We start from the raw sequence: 20,227 nt of genomic DNA, 5'->3' as shown, positions 1-20,227 counted from the left end.
AGTGTAGTCAGGTGTGGTCAGGTGTAGCCGGGTAGTCATGAATACTATGCAATTAAAACAATACCTGACAATGCCTGACAATACTTGACAACACCTGACAATAAGTGACCGTCCACACATTCGCTCATTCAAAATTAAATTTTAACCCAAGCCTCAGCCCTATTACTTTCCAGGATCTTCTCGCAAATCAATAGCTCGCGATAGCCGTCGGCGAAGGTCGGGAATGTTGGGTTTTCAGGTTGCTTACCTGCTTCGATAGCGGCGTAAACTTCCTTGAACATTTGTTTTGAGGTATCCGGGAAGCCTTCGTTGTGGCCGCCTGGGAATGTGATGGTCGAGCGTACGTCCGCGTTCACGAGCGACGGGTCGCGCATGAGAACTTCGTTCGCCTTGTCGCGGTTACCGATCCACATTTCGTTCGGAGACTCAGAACACCAGCTGAATGTCTTTTTAGAACCGGAGATTTCCAGCGACATGCGGTTTTTACGACCAGCCGAAACCTGCGATACGGTGATTACCCCTTTGTTTCCATTGTCGAATCGCAGCAATACGTTTGCGTGGTCTTCTGTATTGATAGGTACATCGGCGTAGTCTTCCGGTTGCAGCAATTTGCCCGAGTAAGTCTCAACGGCTTTCAAAGGCTTCTTGCGGGTTTTGTGAACGGTGTTGAAGTCCGCCAGAACAGCTACGGTTTTCAGGCCGGTAATGTATTCCAGAATGTCCATCAGGTGGGAGCCGATGTCCGCGATCGCGCGTGAATCGCCGGATTTGTCCGGTTCAAGGCGCCAGTTATAGTCGGTTTCGTAGAAGAGCCAGTCTTGCAGGTACGAACCGATGAATGAATAAATCTCGCCCAGTTCGCCTTTTTCGCTCATCGATTTCATCTGACGCGCCAGTGGATAGTAACGCAGGTTGAAGTGAACTGCATTCACCAGACCGGTTTTCGCAGCCAGTTCAACGAGTTCTTCCGCTTCTGCGAGGTCTTTCGCCAATGGTTTTTCACAAATCACGTGTTTGCCGGCCAGCAATGCCGCTTTCGACTGTGAGTAGTGCAGGAAGTTAGGCGTACAAATATGGACAGCCTGAATGTCAACCTGTTTCAACAGTTCATCGAACGTGTAGGAACGTGCAATGCCAAGCGCGTCAGCTTTTTCCTTGGCCAGTTCTGCGGTCACTTCGCAAAGTGCGGCAACTTCTACATTAGGAAGACGTCTTAGTGCTTCAATATGTGCGGGGCCAATGAAGCCTGTTCCTACAACGCCAACTTTGATTTTGTTCATAAATGGGTATGGAATGATTGGTGAAAAACAGTCCGCTCTCGCGGGTTAAATTGAGATGTACAGTAATTGAATTGCGTATTCAGGATCAGAAATCGGTCCATTTCGTCTCCGTCTTGTTGGAAGCAATGACGGCGTCGATGAACTTCATACCCCTCAAACCATCCTGAGCCGAAGGGAAATCGTACACAGGATCGGCCTTTTTACCTTCCCAGTAAGCCCTCACGTGAATGGCGAAGTTGCGGTAGAGGTTGGCGAAGGCTTCGAAATAGCCCTCGGGGTGGCCGGCGGGGATGCGGGTATGCACCTGTGCGGCTTTGGACAGGTTGCCCACGCCCGTGCGGATAATGCGTGTGCCCTGGTTGGTTTTGTGAATCAGCGTATTAGGCTCCATCTGCTTCCATTGCAATCCGCCCGTTTCGCCGTAGACACGGATATTGAGGTCATTTTCCTCCCCATTGGCGATCTGGCTGTTTTGCAGGATACCTTTGGCGCCGTTATTAAAGCGGAGTAGAATATTGGCATCATCATCCAGCAAACGGCCTTCCACAAATATTGTAAGGTCGGCGCAAATCTGGGTGATTTTGAGCCCGGTGATATATTCGGCCAGGTTTTCGGCGTGTGTGCCGATGTCGCCCAGACCTCCGGCCGCTCCCGAACGCTTCGGATCGGTGCGCCAGGCGGCCTGTTTGTTGCCGGTCACTTCCACCAATGTAGCCAGCCAGCCCTGCGGATATTCCACAATGACCTTCCTTACTTCTCCAATGGCACCCGAGGCGATCATCTGGCGCGCCTCCTTTACCATAGGGTATCCGGTGTAGTTATGCGTGAGGCAGAAGACCAGACCGGTTTTTTCAACCACGGCCACGATCTCTTCGGCTTCTTCGGTATTGAGTGTAATCGGTTTATCACAAACGACATGGAAGCCGTTTTCCAGCGCAAGCCTGGTAGGCGCGGCGTGTACGTGGTTCGGTGTAACGATGGCAACAAAATCCATGCGTTCTCCTTCCGGAAGCTGTTTTTCTTTCAGGATCATCTCCTCAAAGTCGTTATAAACCCTGTTTTCAGGCAGATATAGCGCTTTTCCGGTTTCCTTAGACTTGGCAGGATCGGAGCTGAAAACTCCGCAAACCAGCTCAATTTCTCCATCCATGATCGCTGCACGGCGATGGACCCCACCAATAAATGCATCCAGGGATCCGCCTACCATGCCCATTCTGATCTTTCTTGACATTCCAGTTGGTTTAAGGTTTTTGAAATAGATTATACAGATAAGAAAGAGCCTTCGAAGAGACTCTTACTTCCTACAAATATAAATTTAAGACATAAAAAACATTGCTTAGGAATAGTGAAAAGCAGTAGAATTCCCCGGAGTTTGTTTTTTTTGTGAAAATCTTTGAATAAAATCAGTATCCCGAAATCAATCATCTAATTCAAATAATCAAACCCATTTAGTCACATGTCCCAATCAGTTAACAGCGGAAGGCTCTTCAATGCAAGTTGTTTTGCGCTCATAACCACTGCATTCTCATTCAGTATCCGTGCAGGGATTCTGCCCCAGCTGGGCACCGAGTTCAACCTCACCGCCGAGCAACTGGGCTTTATCAACTCGATGTGGTTCTTCGGGTTTCCGCTCGCGATGATCATCGGAGGGCTCGTGTACCACACCATCGGCCCGAAAACGATCATGCAGGTGGCATTCGTTTGTCACGCGATTGGTATTATTATGACGATTTATTCTGGTGGCTACACAGGCCTTCTGATCTCCACATTCCTCATCGGGGTAGGTAATGGCTGTACCGAGGCTGCTTGTAACCCTATGATCGCAGATTCTTATGAAGGTTTGCAGATGAGCAAAATGCTCAACCGCTTCCACATGTGGTTTCCAGGCGGTATCGTAGTGGGTTCGTTGATCTCGAAATTCATGACCGACTCCAACATGGGCTGGCAGGCGCAAATCTGGGTTATTTTGATCCCTACTATCATTTATGCATTCCTTTTCTGGGGACAGGCGTTTCCTAAGCCGCATGTTGACGGTGTGACGTCAATCGGCGAAAACGTGAAAGCGATGTTTACGCCATTGTTCCTATTCATTTTCGTTTGTATGGCATTCACTGCTATCAGCGAATTCGGTCCGCAGCAATGGACAGGCTTGATCATGAGCAAGAGCGGTGCAAGTCCGATGTTGATCCTTGCATTGGTAACCGGCTTGATGGCGATTACGCGGTTCTTCGCACACCCGATCGTAGCAGCATTAGGCCAAACGGGTATCCTTTGGGGTTCTTCAATCCTCGCGGCAGCTGGTATTTACCTGTTCAGCACGGTTACTGGGCCTGCGGCTTATGCGGCGGCTGTGATCTTCGCAATGGGCGTGGCGTTGTTCTGGCCAACCATGATCGGTTTCGTGGCTCAAAACGTGCCTTTGAGCGGTGCATTGGGCATGTCGATCGTCGGTGGTATCGGAATGTTCTCGACGGCGATCTGGCAGCCGGTAATTGGTAAATGGCTGGATGATGCCAAAGCCGAGAAAATGGCGGCAGGTCTTACCGGCGACGAAATGGAGCTGGCGGCAGGTCAGGCGACGCTGAGCACGATGGTGATGTTCCCCGCATTGCTGATCGTTGCATTCGGTATCCTGTATTTCTGGATGAAAGGACGCAAAACAGTAGCTACTTCTTCGGCAGCGGTTCACTGATAGCTTGAAAATATCATACAAAAAGGGCGCTGATGAGGCGCCCTTTTTGTATGAGTAGTATTTCAGAGGCACTAGCGCAGCTTCACGATCGTCACGCCCGCGCCTCCGCGGTCTGCATGCTCGTCGTACATGCCCGCTACCTGCTTGTATCCGCGCAGGTGGTTGCGCACGAGCGTACGCAGGATGCCGTCGCCCTTGCCGTGTACAATGCGCAGTTCGTCATACCCTAGCATAATCGCATTGTCCATAAACTGATCCACCATTCCCAATGCCTCCTCGCCGCGTTTACCGCGCATATCGAGGTTGAAACTGAAATTGAGCATCCGCTCATTCATATCCACACCTTTGGAAGTTGTTTTCAGCCCTTTTTCACCGGTCGCCGCGCGATAGGTTTTACGCGAAACTTTTTCCAGGCGGTTCAACTTGACATTCGATTTCAGGTCGCCGATGCGGATCTCAGCGTCTTTGCCCTTGATCGAAAGTACTTCACCAATAGCGGTTTGCCCGCTGATGCGGACATAGCTGCCTGGCGTAATATCGCCGCCTTCCGGTTCGTATTCCTCTTCTACGGGCTGCGTTTCGGTTACTTCCGCCAGTTTCAGGTTGTTTTTACCAAAATTTTCAAGCGTAGTCCGTACCGTCTTGGTTTTTTCCTTTTCAGCCTTATTTTCCTTGATTTCCCGGATAGTATTCTCGATGAGCTGATTCGCATCCGCAAGCAAGTTTTTAGCCTTTTGCTTGGCCTCATTGACGATCTTCTTCTCGTTGTTATCGAGCTTTTCCTTCAATGCCGTATAATCGGCCACCTGCTTCGTTAGCTTCCGCTCTTTGATGCCTATCTCGATATTTTTTTCCGCAAATACGCGCCGTTCGATATCGAGTTCTTTCAGCAATTTTTCAAAATTGACCTGCTGCGTGCCCAGCTTTTCTTTTGCCCGCGCCACTACCGCTTTCGGTAACCCGATTTTGGAAGCAATCTCAAATGCAAACGAACTACCCGGCCGGCCAATTTCCAGTTGATAAAGCGGTTCAAGATGCTCGCCATCGAAACGCATGGCCCCGTTCACAAGACCCTCGGTTTTATCCGCTAGTACTTTCAGATTGGTATAATGCGTGTTAATCATTCCGAAAGCGCCCGATTTAGTCAGGTTTTCGAGAATAGCTTCTGCGATGGCGCCGCCCAGGCCCGGCTCGGTACCGGTACCGAACTCGTCGATCAGGAACAGCGTCCTTTTGTTGGCCATCGAAAGGAAATGCCGCATGTTGGTCAAATGCGAACTGTATGTACTCAGGTCGTTTTCCAGCGACTGCTCATCCCCGATATCGATGAAGATATTCTGGAAAAAGCCCATCGAGGAGCCTTCTAACATAGGTACAAGCAAGCCGCATTGGAACATATACTGGATCAGCCCCACGGTTTTCAGCGCGACCGACTTACCACCCGCATTAGGCCCTGAAACGATGAGGATGCGTTGCTTTTCCTGCAATTCGATATTCAGCGGGATTACCTTCTTGCCTTGCTTCTGGAACGACAAATGCAGCAACGGATGCCTTGCCTCACGCCAATCGATAAACTGGCGGTTTTCAAACGGTGGGTTAATGGCGCCCATTTCACCGGCTAGTCGGGCTTTCGCACGCAGGAAATCCATTAAACCCAGGAAGCCGTAGGCCTTTTGCAAATCGGGTACGAACGGGCGGATATAGGCCGTTAGTTCGAGGAGAATGCGGTTGATCTCCCGGCGCTCTTCATATTCGAGCTCGCGGATTTCATTGTTGGATTCAAAAACATCGGTAGGTTCGATGAAAACGGTTTGGCCTGTGGCTGATTCGTCGTGGATAAACCCGCGCAGCTTCCGCTTATGTTCGGCGGCCACGGGAATAACCATACGACCGTTACGGACGGTCAATGAGACGTCATCACTTATCCAGCCATTGCTCCGGGCCGATTTCAAGATCGTATCCAGCTTTTTACGGATACCGGCCTGCTCGGAGATCAATCGCTTGCGAATGCGCGACAGTTCGGACGAGGCCGAATCGCGGATCTGACCACGATCGTCGATAATGCGGTCGATCACGTCGGTAACTGCCTTCTCTACCTTGATTGTTTTGGCATATTCACCCAGAATGGGGAATGCATCGGCTTCCTGGCTTTCGAAAAAGCGTAGGCAAAGGCGGATTGTAAGCAATGATACTTTTAAATCCGAAAACTCAGGCTGCGTCAGCAGCATGCCTTCTATGGAAGCCCGTTTCAAATAGGGCGTGGCATCGATGTAATTTTGAGAAGGGAAATTCTCGCCCAGTTCGAGTATACGCTGCATTTCGGCGGTCTGGCTCACGAGCTTCTCGACCATGCCGAAGTTTTCAGAAAACCGGATCTTCTCGACATAGTTCTGACCCAGAGAGCTGATACAAAGCTCTTTCAATCGTTCCCTCAGCTTGTCGAATCCCAGTTTTTGTTCTAATGTATTGGGGTAAAGCATTTTGTTATGTTGGTCGCCGGCCGTTTTGGAGTGGCCGGTTTGGGATATTGTTGATGTTAAATTTTGACCGCTGACGGCCGACCGCTGACCGCCGATTGGTTTTTCTGTTTTTTGATTGCTATTGAATCAGATCTACGCTAGCACTAGGTGCGGTCGACAACCATCAAGCAGTCGGCGGTCGGTCGTCAGCGGTCAGCGGTCGGCGGTCAGAAAATATTTCGAATCTCCTCTTTCAAAACCTTCAACGCGTGCGTCGATGGCTGGACTTCCTTCTCGATCACGTGCGAAAAAACTTTCTTGGCGAGGTCTGCTGCCGGGGCATCGGCGCTGACTTCTGCCGCAGCCTGGTTCACAATCGCCACAGTTTCGTTCATCGCATTTACGATTTGTTCCCAGACATGGGTACTTACGTAAAGCTGTTGTGCCACGTTGTGGTTGTATTCCTCCCGGATTTCGTGCAGGATGATCTGTTGGAGTTCCAGCGCACTTATCGCCGAAGGTACCAACCGAAGTAACAGGTTATTAGGGGTAATACGTTCCAGAAACAGGCACATACGCTCGTATGCCTGCAAGCGTAGGGGCAATGTGATCTCGATATTTTTACTGCGGATATCCCAGCGCTGTTTCTCAAATATCTTGTTGGCGACGGTCGTAATAGTGAGGTAAATGCCGAATGTCACGATGACGCCGAGTACCAGAATTGTCAATATCCAGATATATTCCATGGTGTGAAATTGTAATTTTATGCCAAAATGAGGCACAAAATTAAAGGATTAGCTGCATTTGGCAGATATTTATTTCAAAACGCGAATGGAACAGTGGTAGTTTGCGTTAACTGGTTTATCGCAATCAAGAATAACAAGCAGGAATGGATAACCCGATTCAATTGACCGAAGCAGCAAGGCTGGAAATCAGGACGACACTGGAAGCCAATAAAATTCCGGATACCTACGGACTCCGGGTAGGGTTAAGAGGGGGTGCGTGCAGCGGATCTTTTCTGCTGGGGTTCGACACAGCCACAGAGCATGACCAGACATACCTTATCGAGGGAATTAAGGTACTGATAGACAAGCGCCATCTGATGTACGTGATCGGCGTGTCGGTGGACTTTGAAGAGGGGGCGAACGGCAGCGGTTATACGGTTTCCGCCGCTGAAAAACTCAAATAAGTATTTTGATCAATCTTCAACGGTTACATGCTTCCAGTTCTCTCCCGAACGAATCCGATTGAGCTGTGTGTGCGTAATCCCGAACTGTTTCGCGATCATTTTTAAACGGTTATTATCGTTTTTCAAAAGCTTCTTGATGATCCGCACTTTGCTTTCCGTCAGCTTGTAATTTTTGGTACGCCGAGGGATTACCCGGTTGATGAACGCAGGGTTTTCACGGTTATGGTCGATCATTTCCGCTTTTGTAACCCATTTCAGGTTTTCGTAGTGATTGTTCTGCTTATCGAAATCGAGGTGGATCACGAAGTTATGATCGGCATCCGGCTTTTCCGCAAAATGCTCAGCAACAAGTTTATGTACATAGCGGTTGATGGTTTTGCCACCTGCTACACGGATATTCAATGATCTATATCCTTGAATGACTGAGCCTTTGATTACGACACCTTCTTTGGGGTTGTTTTGGAAACTTTTCAACCTGCCGTAGTTGGATACTTCGTAATGGGGAGCGTTCTCGATCTCGTCGAATATAATTCTTGCCCACTTTTCGTTCCAGAAGCTCCGGCTTACATTTGATTCATTCATTTTGATAAAAGCTGTTATTATAGTTTCTTAACGTTGTACGGTTGACCATGCGTCCTGGCCCCTTGCGGGAATCGGGAACGATCTTTTGGTGTTTCAAAAGTGTGTGTGGCTGTTGCAGATACTGCTTTGCAGCCCTTATTGTTTATTAAATTGATTTGGCATGAAACGTACACTCATCATAGGAGCGACTTCCAATCCTTCCAGATACGCTTACCTGGCAGCACAGAAACTCAGACACAATGGTCATCCCATTTTACTCATCGGACGCAGGAAAGGTTTTGCATTAGGAGAGGAAATCAACACAGACAAAACTGACTGGAAAGACGTAGATACCGTCACATTATATATCAATCCGAGCCACCAACCTGAATACTACGATTACATCATTTCTCTAAATCCTAAACGCGTTATCTTCAACCCTGGTACAGAGAATCCTGAATTTAAGGATATTTTAATCGATAAAAATATCATACCAATAGAGGGGTGCACGCTGGTAATGCTGTCGACCGGACAATTCTAGTCCGGCGAGTTACCACCTGATCAGCGCTGATGCCCAAGTGAATCCGCTTCCGAATGCCGCAAGGCAAACCAGGTCGCCTTCTTTCACTTTCCCGGTCTCCCAAGCTTCTGTCAGGGCGATGGGAATGGAGGCTGCCGTGGTGTTTCCGAAACGTTGTAAGTTGTTGATTACCTGTGATTCTGAGAGGCCCAGCTGCTGGCGCACGTAGTCGCTGATACGGATATTTGCCTGGTGCGGGACGAGCAGATCGATATCGCCGGCGGTATATCCATTGGCCTCCAAAGCCTCCTGAATTACTTCGCCGAAGCGCACAATCGCGTGTTTGAAAACGGCATTGCCATTCATATATACATTGTGCCCGCCTGCTTCGATCACCTCCTGGCTTACCGGACGACCTTCGCGGCTGCTGCCCGGATCTTTTACAAATAGCTCCTCGGCAAACCTGCCGTCGGCATGAAGGTGTGTAGATAATATACAGTGTTGGGGATCATCCGTGGCGGAAACCACCGCGGCTCCGGCCCCATCCCCAAAAATTACCGCAGTATTACGTCCTGCGGTGCTCTTGTCGATCCACGATGACTGTATTTCCGAGCCTACTACTAATGCGGTTTTGTACATACCCGATTTGATGAACTGATCGGCGATGGAAAGTGCATACACAAACCCCGAACACTGCTCACGGATATCGATCACCGGCTTACCATCCATACCCAGTTCGCGCTGCATCAGAAAAGCCGAGCCCGGGAAAAAATAGTCGGGGGTGATGGTAGCGTACACGATCACATCTATGTCGTTCGGCGTAAGTCCGGCCCGTTCCAGCGCCTGCCGGGATGCAGCGGCAGCCATGCTGTAATTGGTATCTTTCCCGTATTCGAAATACCGACGCTCCTGAATGCCGGTCCGCTCGCGGATCCATTCATCGGAAGTTTCCATCCATTGGGTAAGGTCGTCGTTGGTGATGATATTGTCTGGAACGTAAAAGCCTAAGCCTGTAATGCGGGAGAATGCCATGCTAGTGGGGACGGTTCAAAACTGCTGAGGGTTAAAGGCAGAAAAGAACGGGATTTAATGCTAAAATGATAATAATAAGCAACATACGTTGCCGGAAAGACTACAAAAATGCAAAAAAAAGTCTTCGGTACCAATTCAGGCCTGCTTTTTCGTGATGTTCGCGGCGAGGGAAAGAAGCACGTAAACGACGAGTATCGCGGGAACGGCGAGGAATTTCAGCGTAGCGAGCAACAGTACCGTAACACCGATCAGAATGAAACGCGCCTCGTTGCCCTGCCACCCGAAATTCTTGAATTTGAGCGCGATCAACGGAAGCTCCATTACCAATGCGTACGACATGACGGCGCTCAATATGAGCAGGTTATTGGTGTTGATGATGATATGCTTCCAGAATTCACTTTCCGTATGGACAATCAACGGCAAAGAGGCGATCAGCATCGCGTTCGCAGGTGTAGGCACGCCTATGAAGGAATCGGACTGGCGCGGATCGTTGTTGAATTTCGCGAGGCGGATTGCCGAGAAAATCGCGATGATAAATGCGGCGTAGGCTTTCCAGATCCCGAACAAATCGGGAATGCTTTGCATCAGCAGCTGGTACATGATAATTGAAGGCAGCACTCCAAATGTAACCACGTCGGCCAATGAATCGAGGTCGCGTCCGATGGGGGAGGTGACTTTTAGGAGACGGGCGATAAAGCCATCCAGAAAATCGAATATCAATGCGACGCCGATGAGTACGCAAGATAGCAGCAGGTTGTTGTGGAATGCTTCCACCACGCCAATGCAGCCGCAAAGCAAATTACCGCAGGTGAGTGCATTGGGGATATTGCGACGGATCATAGGGCGCTATTTGAAGAAGGGATTGTTTCTTTTTTCAAAGCCAATGGTGGTAGGCTCCATATGGCCGGCGTACACCGTGTAATCGTCGGGCAAAGTGAACATTTGCTCCCGGATACTGCGCAGCAATGTGGCGTGGTCTCCGCCGGGGAGGTCGGTACGACCAATGCTCATGCGGAACAGCACATCGCCACCGATCACGAATTTTTCGGCTTCATTGACCAATGCGACGTGGCCGGGCGCGTGGCCGGGTACGAATATGATTTTGAGCGATGTATTGCCAAATTCAATCGTTTCGCCTTCTTTGATAAAGCCGTCGATTTCAGGCTCTTCAAATGCGGAAAAGCCGTAGTTGGAAGCATAGGTTTTGACGGCCTTCAAAAGCGGCTCATCCAGCTTATGCAGGACAAACGGGATGTCATATTTCCTTTTGAGCGCCGCCACGCCCAACACATGGTCGATATGCGCATGGGTATTTACGATCTGCACGGGTTTCAGACCGTGTTGCTGCACAAAATCCGTGAGTTCGTTTACTTCCGAGCGGTCGTAGCAGCCTGGATCAATGATGATCGCCTCGCCGGTTTCGTCGTATAGCAGATAGGTATTTTCAGAAAATGGATTAAATACAAATGTTTGGACCTGTACCATTCCGGTAGGGATATGTGGATTAATGAATGGGCGCGAATTTACAAAACACTTTACAGTTCTTTGAACCGCGCTATAATGCGGTCGAAGTAAAATATGGTGGTATCCTTATAATCAGAGTCGGTTCCGGCGTAAAACCATAGCTCACCACTGTTGTTGGTGGTTACAGTAACAGGTTGTCCGTCATTGGAATACCTTAATAGCGTATAATAGCGTGTGTCGAGATTGGTGCTGGCAATGCTGCCGCTCAGCAGCACATCCTTGCCCACCTGCGTGCCTGTGCCCTTGTCCAGGTTAAATGCATATACACCCGAGGTCAGTTTCTCAGTCAAAGGCTCAATGGTGGACACGCCCGATTTGAACGTCACCTTGTCGACCACGGCGCTTGCTGTGTATTTCGTTGCCAGATCGACCTGAAGCGTCATTTCATAAGGCTTGTTAGGCTTGAAACCGGTGACGCGCTTCTTGATATAACTGAACATATTGCCTTTGGAATACCTCGACAGAATCCGGAAGCCATATTGGGTGGTATCGAGGCCCCGCGGAAGCAGCGCCGTGGCCGCCACGGTGTCCAACTGGCTCGAATCGGCTGTTGAAGCGTATCCGGCGTATTCGGGAATCCAGCCATTTTCCCCGGTTGTCCCCGATTGGAAATTGGAATCGACGGTAATGCTCGCGTCGAGACTGTCTTCATTACAGCTCCACAATCCGGCCGCAGCCAGGATGGCTATCAGAATATATTTTTTCAAAATGAATAGCAGTTTGCAAAGAGAACGAAAGACCCGGAAACAGCCTTATGCGTTGTAACTGGTAAAATTAAGACAGCGTTCACCAAAAGCCTATCCGATGATGAAAATTGCCGGAATTTTATGCAAATCAGGCTTTTGTACCTTCCATTTCCGAACAGGCATGGTCTTGATCAGCTCGTCCGGCGCAGTGACGTTCGCGGCAATGCACAATGCCAGGTCGGGGGAGCATGCTTCAATCACCGCTTCCAGCAGCTGGTTGTTACGGAAAGGCGTTTCCATGAATATCTGCGTCTGCTGATATTGCCTCGCGTTTCTTTCCAGGTTTTGTAATGCCTTTTTACGCTGTACTTTATCGATCGGCAGATAACCGTGAAATGCGAACGACTGCCCGCTCATTCCGGAAGCCATTAGCGCCAGCAGTATGGACGATGGTCCTACCAATGGCACCACGCGTATCCCCAGCTCGTGTGCAAGGCGCACAGCCACCGCGCCCGGGTCGGCGACGCCCGGGCAACCCGCTTCCGATATAACACCGGCACTTTTGGAAAGGCTTCGCAGCGATGCAACTGTTTCCGTTTCCGGAGTATCCTTGTTCAGTTCAATGAATGTCAGTTCGTCGATCACCTTGCCGAGTTTCAGGCTGCTGATGAAGCGCCGGGCAGTGCGGATATTTTCCACGAAGAAAACATCCAGGTGCTGTATAGCATCTTTAATCTGAGGTGCAAGGACGTCGTTTTGGGTGCCTTCCGCCAGTATTGTAGGGATTAAGTACAGAGAAATCCCGGAATCGTTCATAGGTGTCTCATTTTTTTAATTCTTTCCAACCAAAAGTGCTGATTGTGAATCTACGGAGTAAATAAAATTATTTAATAAGTATGAAAAGACTATTATACATACCCTTGGTCCTGGTGTGGGTATTGTCTTGTAAAAAGGATAGTTTCAATGATCTTTCGCCCAATTCTGCTTTCACGACGGTGTCGGGCATTTGGCATTCCATCGAAGTCGAAAGATCCTCACTCGATAATAAAAGTACGTGGGAGCCAATCGAAGCTGCCAAATCTGATTCATTGATATTTCGAACCGACGGCGTGGTACTTAATGCCGACGGCACGCCACGGTGCTGCGCACCTGCCACGATGATCATCAATGGCACCCTGGTCGATGTGAAGCCAAGCACCGCATTGCCTAATAACCCGCTATGCGAGCTGCTGAACTGCATTCCCTGCCCCAGCTGGGAGATATCGATCAGTGATGATCAACTGATTATCGCTTCGTGTAACTCGCCGAGGGTGAAATACGTCAGATAGCCGTATTCAGAAATTCCAGCAGGGTGCTGACAAACGCTTTCGGCTGCTCAGCCTGCACCCAGTGCCCTGCTCCTTCGATTGTTTTCAGTTGTGCATTCGGAAACAGGTCTAGAATACCTTCCAGATCTTCGTCCAGTACATAATTGGAATTGCTTCCCCGCATGAACAGCGTCGGAGTTTCCACAGGCTTGTCCGATTTGATCTGCGCGCCTACATTAGCCATGTCGGTCGTGAGTAATGGCAGGTTAAAGCGCCACGCGAACCCGCCCTCGTCCTTTCTGTACAGGTTTTTCAGCAAAAACTGCCGCACGCCCAATACCGGTTCATATTCACTCAGCAGCTCATCGGCCTGGTTACGGCTTTCGATCTCATCAATGGGGATCGCATTCAGGCCTTTCAGTATTTTGGTATGATGAATAGGGTAGGCTTTGGGGCCGATGTCGACAACCACCAGGGCATCGAATGTGCCGGGATAAGTCACTGCGTACTCCATTACCGTTTTTCCACCCATTGAATGCCCGATCAGGATCGGAGATTCTATATTTTGTTGGTCCAGGAATTCTCTCAAGTCGGCTGCAAGCGTCGGGAAATTGAGCGGGCCTTCGTGCGGAGAGCGCCCGTGGCCGCGCTGGTCGACCAGATAGACGCGGTAACCCTGTTCGGAAATCGTTTTTCCGATGGTAAGCCAGTTGTCCAGAAAGCCGAACACGCCGTGAAGGATGATCAGGGGCTTGCCAGTTTCGCCTATTTGTTTGAAATTGAGTTGCATAATGTTGTTGAACTTTGGAATAGGGTTGGAGGACCGCCGACAGCTGACGGTCGACCGCCGATCTCTGGTCATCCGCTGTTGGCCAACGACAAGAAATCATGATCGGCGGTCAGCGGTCGGTTGTCGGCCGTCGATCGTCTTACAGCACAAAGGTTGCAAGGAATTCCGGTATGGAAAAAAATCCCGGCTTTCAAAAATTTAACAATTTGTTAAATGCCGGTTACCTCATGGTACAATAATTGCTTGTTTCGTAGATAAAAAATCTTTTTTCTGCCTCCAATCTGCTCTTCAAAAGCCTTTGGCCCTTCTCAGGATTTGTTAATGATTTGATAAAATGAAAAATATTGAAGTATTGGTGCACGAATCTGCATTATTTCAATAGATCAGCTAGTTATGAAGACTAGTATTGCATTTTAGTAGGATTTAGCCTTTTGTTTGTAAATGTAAAAAGCTATTATTTTGCATCAATTATTCATCCTCCTTGAATGAATCCGCTAGTATTCTTACAAACCAAATCACCAAATTTATGAACGGGAAAAGTTTACTCTTCCGGGCGGTGTGCCTCACGGTTACCGCACTTCTATTCTCTCTATTTGGACCGGCGGCGCAAGCCCAGGTTACTTCATCAGCGATTACGGGACGTGTTGCAGACGGCAAAGGCGAGGTGCTCCCAGGCGCCACGGTCGTTGCGATCCACGAACCATCAGGAACAAAATACGGCTCGGTAACCAACGAGCAAGGGCTTTACACAATCCCCGCGGTACGTGTGGGCGGTCCTTACAAAGTGACCGTCTCTTTCGTAGGCTTTAATGAACAATCTCAGGAAAACATTTTCGCTAACCTCGGTACGGCTGCCAACGTCAATTTCGAACTGAAAGACGGCACCACCGACCTCGCGGAAGTGATTGTTACCGGTGCAGGAAGCGATATTTTCAGCTCCGACCGTACCGGTGCCGCTACTACTTTCAACAAAGGCCTCATCACGAGCCTCCCTACACTCGGGCGTACGCTCAACGACATTACCAAGTACAATGCGTACAGCAACGGTCGCTCTTTCGGTGGCCAGGATAGCCGCTACAACAACTTCACCATCGACGGTTCGGTGTTCAACAACGGTTTCGGTCTCGGTAACGAGGCGCAGGCAGGTGGTCGTACGGGTTCTACGGCGATCTCTCTGGACGCGATCGAAGAGGTACAGATCAACATCGCTCCTTACGACGTACGCCAGTCGGGCTTCGCGGGTGCAGGTATCAACGCGGTAACGCGCTCAGGTACCAACGAATTCTCGGGTTCGGTTTTCCACTTCTTCAAAAACAAGAGCCTGGCAGGAAAGAAAATCGACGGTACTGAATTCAAGGTTGCTGAATTCAATGAAAAAACAACCGGTTTCCGTCTGGGCGGTCCGATTATCAAGAACAAATTGTTCTTCTTCGTAAATGGCGAGTTTGTAAAACGTTCAAGCCCCGCACTCGATTACGTATTGAACCGCGGACAATCGGGTAGCAACGTGTCGCGTACGACACTCGCGGACATGCAGGACCTGGCTTCGTTCATGCAAGAGAAGTTTGGTTACAATGTAGGCGCATTGGATGGCTTCAACAACGAGAACACCAGCAAGAAATTCCTCGGCCGTATCGACTACAACATCAGCGACAAGCATAAGCTGACACTGCGTTACTCGCACCACGATTCGGATTCGGACGTGCTGATCAGCCAGAGCAACAGCTCAAACACAGCAGGTTTCGGTAACCGTACCAACTCGCTTTCAGCTATTTCTCCGCAAAACACAGGTTACATCATTCAAGACAATACCCGTTCATTCGTAGCGGAATTGAACTCGAACTTCGGCGGTAAATTTGCCAATAACCTGATCGCTACTTACAACAAACAGATCGAAGACCGTAAATACAAGGCGCCGATCTTCCCGACGATCGAAATCCAGAAAGACGGATCTACCTACACCACCATCGGTTCAGATCCATTTACACCTAATAACCGTTTGGATTACGCGACTTTCAACATCACCGACAACCTGACCTATTTCGCAGGAAAGCATACCCTTACTGCCGGTGCGTCTTACGAGCATTTCAAGTCGAACAACTTGTTTTTCCCGACTTCAAATGGTGTTTGGGTGTTCAAATCGATTCAGGATTTCAAGAATGCGGCGAATGCATACCTGGCTAACCCTAACCTGACAACCGCTCCTGATACCGTCGTTCGTTTCAACTACCGCTACTCATTGCTTCCAGGCGGCGCTGCTCCATGGCAGACATTCAAAACACAGACTTTCAGCTTGTACGTACAGGATGAATTCCAGGCTACGCCAAACTTCAAGCTGACAGCCGGTCTGCGCGCGGACTACATCAATATGCCTAATACTTCCAAGCAGTATTATAATGCCGTTGTAGACACCATTGCATTCAGATCCCCAAATGGTGACCGTTATAATGTGAATACAGGTAATGTTCCAAAATCACGCATTTACCTTTCGCCACGCGTAGGTTTCAACTGGGACGTAAAAGGCGACCGCACCACGCAGGTTCGCGGTGGAACCGGTTTGTTCCTTTCCCGTATTCCTTACGTGTTGATTTCGAATCAGTTGGGTAACAATGGTGTGAACTCTGCTACGGTTGCAGGAGCCAATACTACTGCGTTTCCATTTACACTGGATCCAAGCCGGTACAACCCCCCATTGCCATTGACCGAGCCATTGAAAGGCTATCAGGTGAATGCATCGGACGAAGACCTGAAATTCCCACAAATCTGGAAAAGCAACATCGGTATCGACCAGCAGCTGGGCTGGGGTGTAGTAGCAACTGTGGAAGGTATTTTCAACAAAAACTACAATTCGCTCCGCTACATCGACGTAAACCTGAAAGCGCCTAACGCACAGTTTACAGGTCCTGATACCCGCGATCGATTCCCGGCTTCCGGTCTGAGCGGCAGTGCGGCAACAGCAGCGCGTATGATTTCAAGCCAGGTTTCAAACACTTACGTGCTGACCAACACCAACAAGGGATATTCTTACTCTTTGACTGGTAAACTCGAAAAACCTGCTACCCGCGGTTTCGGTGGAATGGTAGGTTATACTTACGGTATGGCTAAGGACATCGCTTCGGTTTCTTCTACGGTAGAAGGTAACGTACCGGGTGTAAATGGCTTGAACTACCTTGACCTGGCTTATTCAGGTAATGACGTTCGTCACCGTTTTGTAGGTTATGTTTCTTACCGTAAGGAGTATGGTGGTAAATTTGGTGGTGCTACGATGGTAACATTGGGTGGTGTATCTTCAAGCGGTACCAAAATCTCCTACATCAGCTCAACCGATATGAACGGCGATGGTCAGAATAACGACCTCATCTTTGTTCCGAACAAAGCAACCGACATTACTTTCCAGACGCTGACTACCACTGTTGACAAGAAAGTTTACACATTCTCGCCAGAGCAACAGACAGAGGCATTCCAGAAATACATCGACAACCATCCTTATCTGAAAGAACGAAAAGGCAAATATGCAGAGCGTAATGGTGGTGCTTATCCTTGGCTGACTCGTTTTGACATCACTGTGGAGCAGGATTTCTACGTGAAAGTGGGCAAGAAAGACAAGAAGAATATCATCCGTCTCCGTGCCGATATTTTCAACGTTGGTAATATGATCAACAACAAATGGGGTGTAGCGAATCAGGTAACTGCTTCTTCAAACAGTACACAATCCAACCCGCTTAACTTCGCGAGCGTAACCAAAGAAGGTGTTCCTACCTACCGCATGGGTACGCAGGTGGTGAATGGCGAGACAGTTCTGCTTCGTGACGCGTTCGTGAAGTCAAGAACGATCAACGACGTTTGGCAGGCCCAGTTGGGTATCCGTTATATCTTTAACTAGGAATAGCAAGCCTTCTAATAGCAACGAGCCCGCATTATTGCGGGCTCGTTTTGTTTATATCGATCCTTTACTACGGTGCGCTGCACCTTCTACAAATCTTACGGCGCTCTGCGCCTTAACGCTGGACCATAGGTCTTTTTCCTCCTTTCTCCCTTTCTTCCGTTCTCCCTTTCCTCCATCCTCCCTTTCCTCCCTTTCAGTCCTTCTTATAAAAAATACTCTGCACCAAAATCGGATTATCAGTACAGATGATATCCGGCCCGCCCGAGTCCCGGAGCTTTTGGTATAAGGGCCTCGATTCCGCAACTTGAAGCGTATCGATGTTGCCATTGGTGCCGAGTGAAGATGTTACGTTCAAATCGTGAATGCGTTGGTAAAAAGAGCTTTCCTGTAATTCCCGGGGCGTGAGCGCTACAATTTGCTCCAATGGTAAGCCCGACTGCTCAACGGCATCTATATGTTCCGGGCTGTTGAAGCCGACCGCGAGCATGAGCTGCGGCGCTAGTTGATGCGCCAGTTGCGCTTCTTTTAATGAATAGCAGATTAATACGGATTTGTAAAGATTCCCGGTGCCTTGCAACATTTTGATGGTTTGGGTAATGCTCGTTTCCGGCTTTTTGTCGACAATCAGTACGAAATTCTTGCCGGCCGACCAGTTTAACACCTCCTGAAATGTGGGTATGGGGTGTTCCGTCATGGAACCATAGGGATCTTTTAGCCTCAGTTTGCTGATTTCTTTCCACTTCTTCTTACTCAGCAAACCTTTCCCGTTGGTTTTTAATGCAAGGTCGTCGTCGTGAGAGATCACCAGCAGGCTGTCGGCGGTTGCGCGGACATCTATTTCCAGGAGCACGCAAGGGACTTTGGAATAGGTCCGTTCGAAAGTGGCCATGCTGTTGCCGGGATAGCCGTCTTCCGTACCACCCTGATGAGCCATGATTAATGGCGTGGTGCGTTTGCCCGGTTTCAGATAGCTTTTAAGCGCTTCGGCATCTTTGAACCGGCAATCGCCGGTTTGGGCCTGGGCAGTGTGTGAAAGGGCAGCCAATAGCAGCGCTGTAAGGACCTGCCGGGTTGGTTTCTTCATTTTACGTCACATTATTTGATTCGGTATGGAGTGGCCCGTGCTTAGAAGCGTCGCGAATGGCGGAGCCGTTGATAGCGGGGTCGGTGATCGCAGAATCTCCACCTTTTTCGGCTTTCAAAATCGATTCCACTCCTGCACGGTAACCTTCGATGATCAGCCGGGAAATGTCCTCCGAGTTGAAATGCTGCAAATCGAGAAAGAGCGGTGTCAGAGGCCTTACCACCGTCAACTTCATGGGTTTGCCCCGCAAGTTCGAGCGGTCGACGTACGACTCGGCCCATTGGATATTGTTGTTGACGATCTGGTTCACGGTAATATCCCTGACGCGCTCGATCAATGTGATCAGGTTGCGTGTATTGATGCCTTCGGGCTGGTAGAGCAGGGGAGAGTGGCAACCGATCAGGATGATTTCCGTGGCGCCGTCCTCGATGGCCTCACGTATGGGCGCTACCTCGCGTAAGCCACCGTCAAGATAAAGCTGGTCGTTGATTTCAACGGCCGGCATCAGCATCGGTATGGACGAACTGGCGTACACAAAATCCACATAATGCGGGTCCTGCGTGGAAACATATTTCATTTCCCCGGTTTCGATATTTACGGCCCCGGCTTTTACTTTAACAGGCGTATCGCGGAGGTAGTCGTCGTTGAGGTGCTTACGGATGAGGTGGTGCAGCGGCGACGGGTCCACGATGCCGTCGAACCGGCTCATGAGCGTATTCATCCCCAGCATTACCCTGGAGCGCAGCGTAGAAATATCCTGCGGTTGGGTGATATTCTTGATCCAGAATTCGAGCAGCTTACGGCCTGCCAGCGGCCAGTCTATCTTCTTATTTTCGGCCATTTGCTTGCCGGTTTCATTTGCCAGAAATGTGGCATTCAGCGAGCCTACGGAAATTCCGTACACCATTTCAGGTTCAAAGCCATTTTCCAGGACTGCCTGGATCACACCTACCTGAAATGCTCCTTTCATGGACCCTCCGCCGAGAACGAGTGCTTTCATATCGACTGGTTTACGTGGTTTAGTTTGTAATTCGGCCATTGGCCGCGGGGTTTTGCCGGTTTTCGGCGCGTTTGCCTTTGTCCAATTCTAAACATTTTCGGTTTAAAATTGATGTAAACAGAAGATTTTATTCCAAATTTGAAGATCAGAGTTCAGAGGGTTAAACGAACATATTCACAAACTCATGCCCCTGTTCGCGTCCTTTTATTATCAGGAG

18 protein-coding genes are annotated in these 20,227 nt (G+C 49.4%); 5 read left to right on the top strand and 13 right to left on the bottom strand.

From position 1 onward, the window contains the following. Positions 1-134: 134 nt before the first annotated feature. Together CLV60_RS13880 and CLV60_RS13875 are read right to left on the bottom strand one after the other, a co-directional pair. Complete coding sequence (locus CLV60_RS13880) at positions 135-1,280, bottom strand: Gfo/Idh/MocA family protein (protein ID WP_106595970.1); 1,146 nt, start codon at positions 1,278-1,280, stop codon at positions 135-137. 85 nt (positions 1,281-1,365) lie between these two features. Next, entirely contained in the window at positions 1,366-2,493 is a 1,128-nt protein-coding gene (locus tag CLV60_RS13875; protein WP_106595969.1) for a Gfo/Idh/MocA family protein, read from the bottom strand. Positions 2,494-2,736: 243 nt separating this feature from the next. Between CLV60_RS13875 and CLV60_RS13870 the strand changes: the two genes are divergently transcribed. Continuing rightward, positions 2,737-3,972, top strand: a complete 1,236-nt coding sequence (locus CLV60_RS13870; RefSeq protein ID WP_106595968.1) for an MFS transporter — start codon at positions 2,737-2,739, stop codon at positions 3,970-3,972. Between the two features lie 71 nt (positions 3,973-4,043). On the opposite strand, the gene CLV60_RS13865 is transcribed toward CLV60_RS13870, so the two are convergent. Both CLV60_RS13865 and CLV60_RS13860 read right to left on the bottom strand, forming a co-directional pair. After that, on the bottom strand, positions 4,044-6,452 hold the full coding sequence (locus tag CLV60_RS13865) for an endonuclease MutS2 (protein ID WP_106595967.1): 2,409 nt from the start codon (positions 6,450-6,452) through the stop codon (positions 4,044-4,046). 206 nt (positions 6,453-6,658) lie between these two features. Next, positions 6,659-7,177 (bottom strand): DUF7935 family protein, encoded by a 519-nt coding sequence (locus tag CLV60_RS13860; RefSeq protein ID WP_106595966.1) that lies wholly within the window; start codon positions 7,175-7,177, stop codon positions 6,659-6,661. Between the two features lie 143 nt (positions 7,178-7,320). Between CLV60_RS13860 and CLV60_RS13855 the strand changes: the two genes are divergently transcribed. Further along, complete coding sequence (locus tag CLV60_RS13855; RefSeq protein WP_090373522.1) at positions 7,321-7,620, top strand: HesB/IscA family protein; 300 nt, start codon at positions 7,321-7,323, stop codon at positions 7,618-7,620. Between the two features lie 9 nt (positions 7,621-7,629). Here CLV60_RS13855 and CLV60_RS13850 read toward each other — a convergent pair whose 3' ends face one another. Beyond that, positions 7,630-8,202 carry an NUMOD4 domain-containing protein gene (locus CLV60_RS13850; protein WP_106595965.1) on the bottom strand — a complete coding sequence of 191 codons (573 nt, stop codon included), beginning with the start codon at positions 8,200-8,202 and terminating at the stop codon, positions 7,630-7,632. Between the two features lie 160 nt (positions 8,203-8,362). Here CLV60_RS13850 and CLV60_RS13845 point away from each other — a divergent pair, with 160 nt between their 5' ends. Then, positions 8,363-8,722: a CoA-binding protein gene (locus tag CLV60_RS13845; protein WP_106595964.1), complete on the top strand. Its 360-nt coding sequence runs from the start codon at positions 8,363-8,365 to the stop codon at positions 8,720-8,722. Between the two features lie 9 nt (positions 8,723-8,731). Here the strand turns inward: CLV60_RS13845 and CLV60_RS13840 are convergent, their stop codons facing one another. The 5 genes from CLV60_RS13840 to CLV60_RS13820 form a co-directional block, all read right to left on the bottom strand. Continuing rightward, complete coding sequence (locus CLV60_RS13840; protein WP_106595963.1) at positions 8,732-9,733, bottom strand: 3-oxoacyl-ACP synthase III family protein; 1,002 nt, start codon at positions 9,731-9,733, stop codon at positions 8,732-8,734. Between the two features lie 135 nt (positions 9,734-9,868). Then, complete coding sequence (gene pssA / locus CLV60_RS13835) at positions 9,869-10,573, bottom strand: CDP-diacylglycerol--serine O-phosphatidyltransferase (RefSeq protein WP_106595962.1); 705 nt, start codon at positions 10,571-10,573, stop codon at positions 9,869-9,871. A gap of 6 nt (positions 10,574-10,579) precedes the next feature. Continuing rightward, the gene (locus CLV60_RS13830; RefSeq protein ID WP_106595961.1) at positions 10,580-11,218 is read right to left on the bottom strand and encodes an MBL fold metallo-hydrolase; all 639 of its coding nucleotides are present in this window, start codon (positions 11,216-11,218) and stop codon (positions 10,580-10,582) included. 50 nt (positions 11,219-11,268) lie between these two features. Further along, the gene (locus CLV60_RS13825; protein ID WP_106595960.1) at positions 11,269-11,964 is read right to left on the bottom strand and encodes a hypothetical protein; all 696 of its coding nucleotides are present in this window, start codon (positions 11,962-11,964) and stop codon (positions 11,269-11,271) included. A 90-nt stretch (positions 11,965-12,054) separates the two neighbouring features. Continuing rightward, on the bottom strand, positions 12,055-12,759 hold the full coding sequence (locus CLV60_RS13820) for an SAM-dependent methyltransferase (RefSeq protein WP_106595959.1): 705 nt from the start codon (positions 12,757-12,759) through the stop codon (positions 12,055-12,057). Positions 12,760-12,839: 80 nt separating this feature from the next. Between CLV60_RS13820 and CLV60_RS13815 the strand changes: the two genes are divergently transcribed. After that, positions 12,840-13,271 carry a hypothetical protein gene (locus tag CLV60_RS13815; RefSeq protein WP_170118778.1) on the top strand — a complete coding sequence of 144 codons (432 nt, stop codon included), beginning with the start codon at positions 12,840-12,842 and terminating at the stop codon, positions 13,269-13,271. On the opposite strand, the gene CLV60_RS13810 is transcribed toward CLV60_RS13815, so the two are convergent. Further along, complete coding sequence (locus CLV60_RS13810; protein ID WP_106595958.1) at positions 13,264-14,040, bottom strand: alpha/beta fold hydrolase; 777 nt, start codon at positions 14,038-14,040, stop codon at positions 13,264-13,266. The two genes, CLV60_RS13815 and CLV60_RS13810, sit on opposite strands and share 8 nt — an antisense overlap. Before the next feature lie 526 nt (positions 14,041-14,566). Here CLV60_RS13810 and CLV60_RS13805 point away from each other — a divergent pair. Next, positions 14,567-17,923: a TonB-dependent receptor gene (locus CLV60_RS13805; RefSeq protein WP_170118777.1), complete on the top strand. Its 3,357-nt coding sequence runs from the start codon at positions 14,567-14,569 to the stop codon at positions 17,921-17,923. Positions 17,924-18,119: 196 nt separating this feature from the next. Here CLV60_RS13805 and CLV60_RS13800 read toward each other — a convergent pair whose 3' ends face one another. Beyond that, on the bottom strand, positions 18,120-19,010 hold the full coding sequence (locus tag CLV60_RS13800; protein WP_106595957.1) for a glycerophosphodiester phosphodiesterase family protein: 891 nt from the start codon (positions 19,008-19,010) through the stop codon (positions 18,120-18,122). Position 19,011: 1 nt separating this feature from the next. Continuing rightward, positions 19,012-20,010, bottom strand: a complete 999-nt coding sequence (locus tag CLV60_RS13795; RefSeq protein WP_106595956.1) for a patatin-like phospholipase family protein — start codon at positions 20,008-20,010, stop codon at positions 19,012-19,014. Positions 20,011-20,227: the final 217 nt, after the last annotated feature.

The sequence above is a fragment of the Dyadobacter jiangsuensis genome (assembly GCF_003014695.1).
GTDB classification, from domain to species: Bacteria; Bacteroidota; Bacteroidia; order Cytophagales; family Spirosomataceae; genus Dyadobacter; species Dyadobacter jiangsuensis.
The sequence above is the reverse complement of the archived record's forward strand: the minus strand, read 5'-3'. Positions and strand labels throughout refer to the sequence as shown.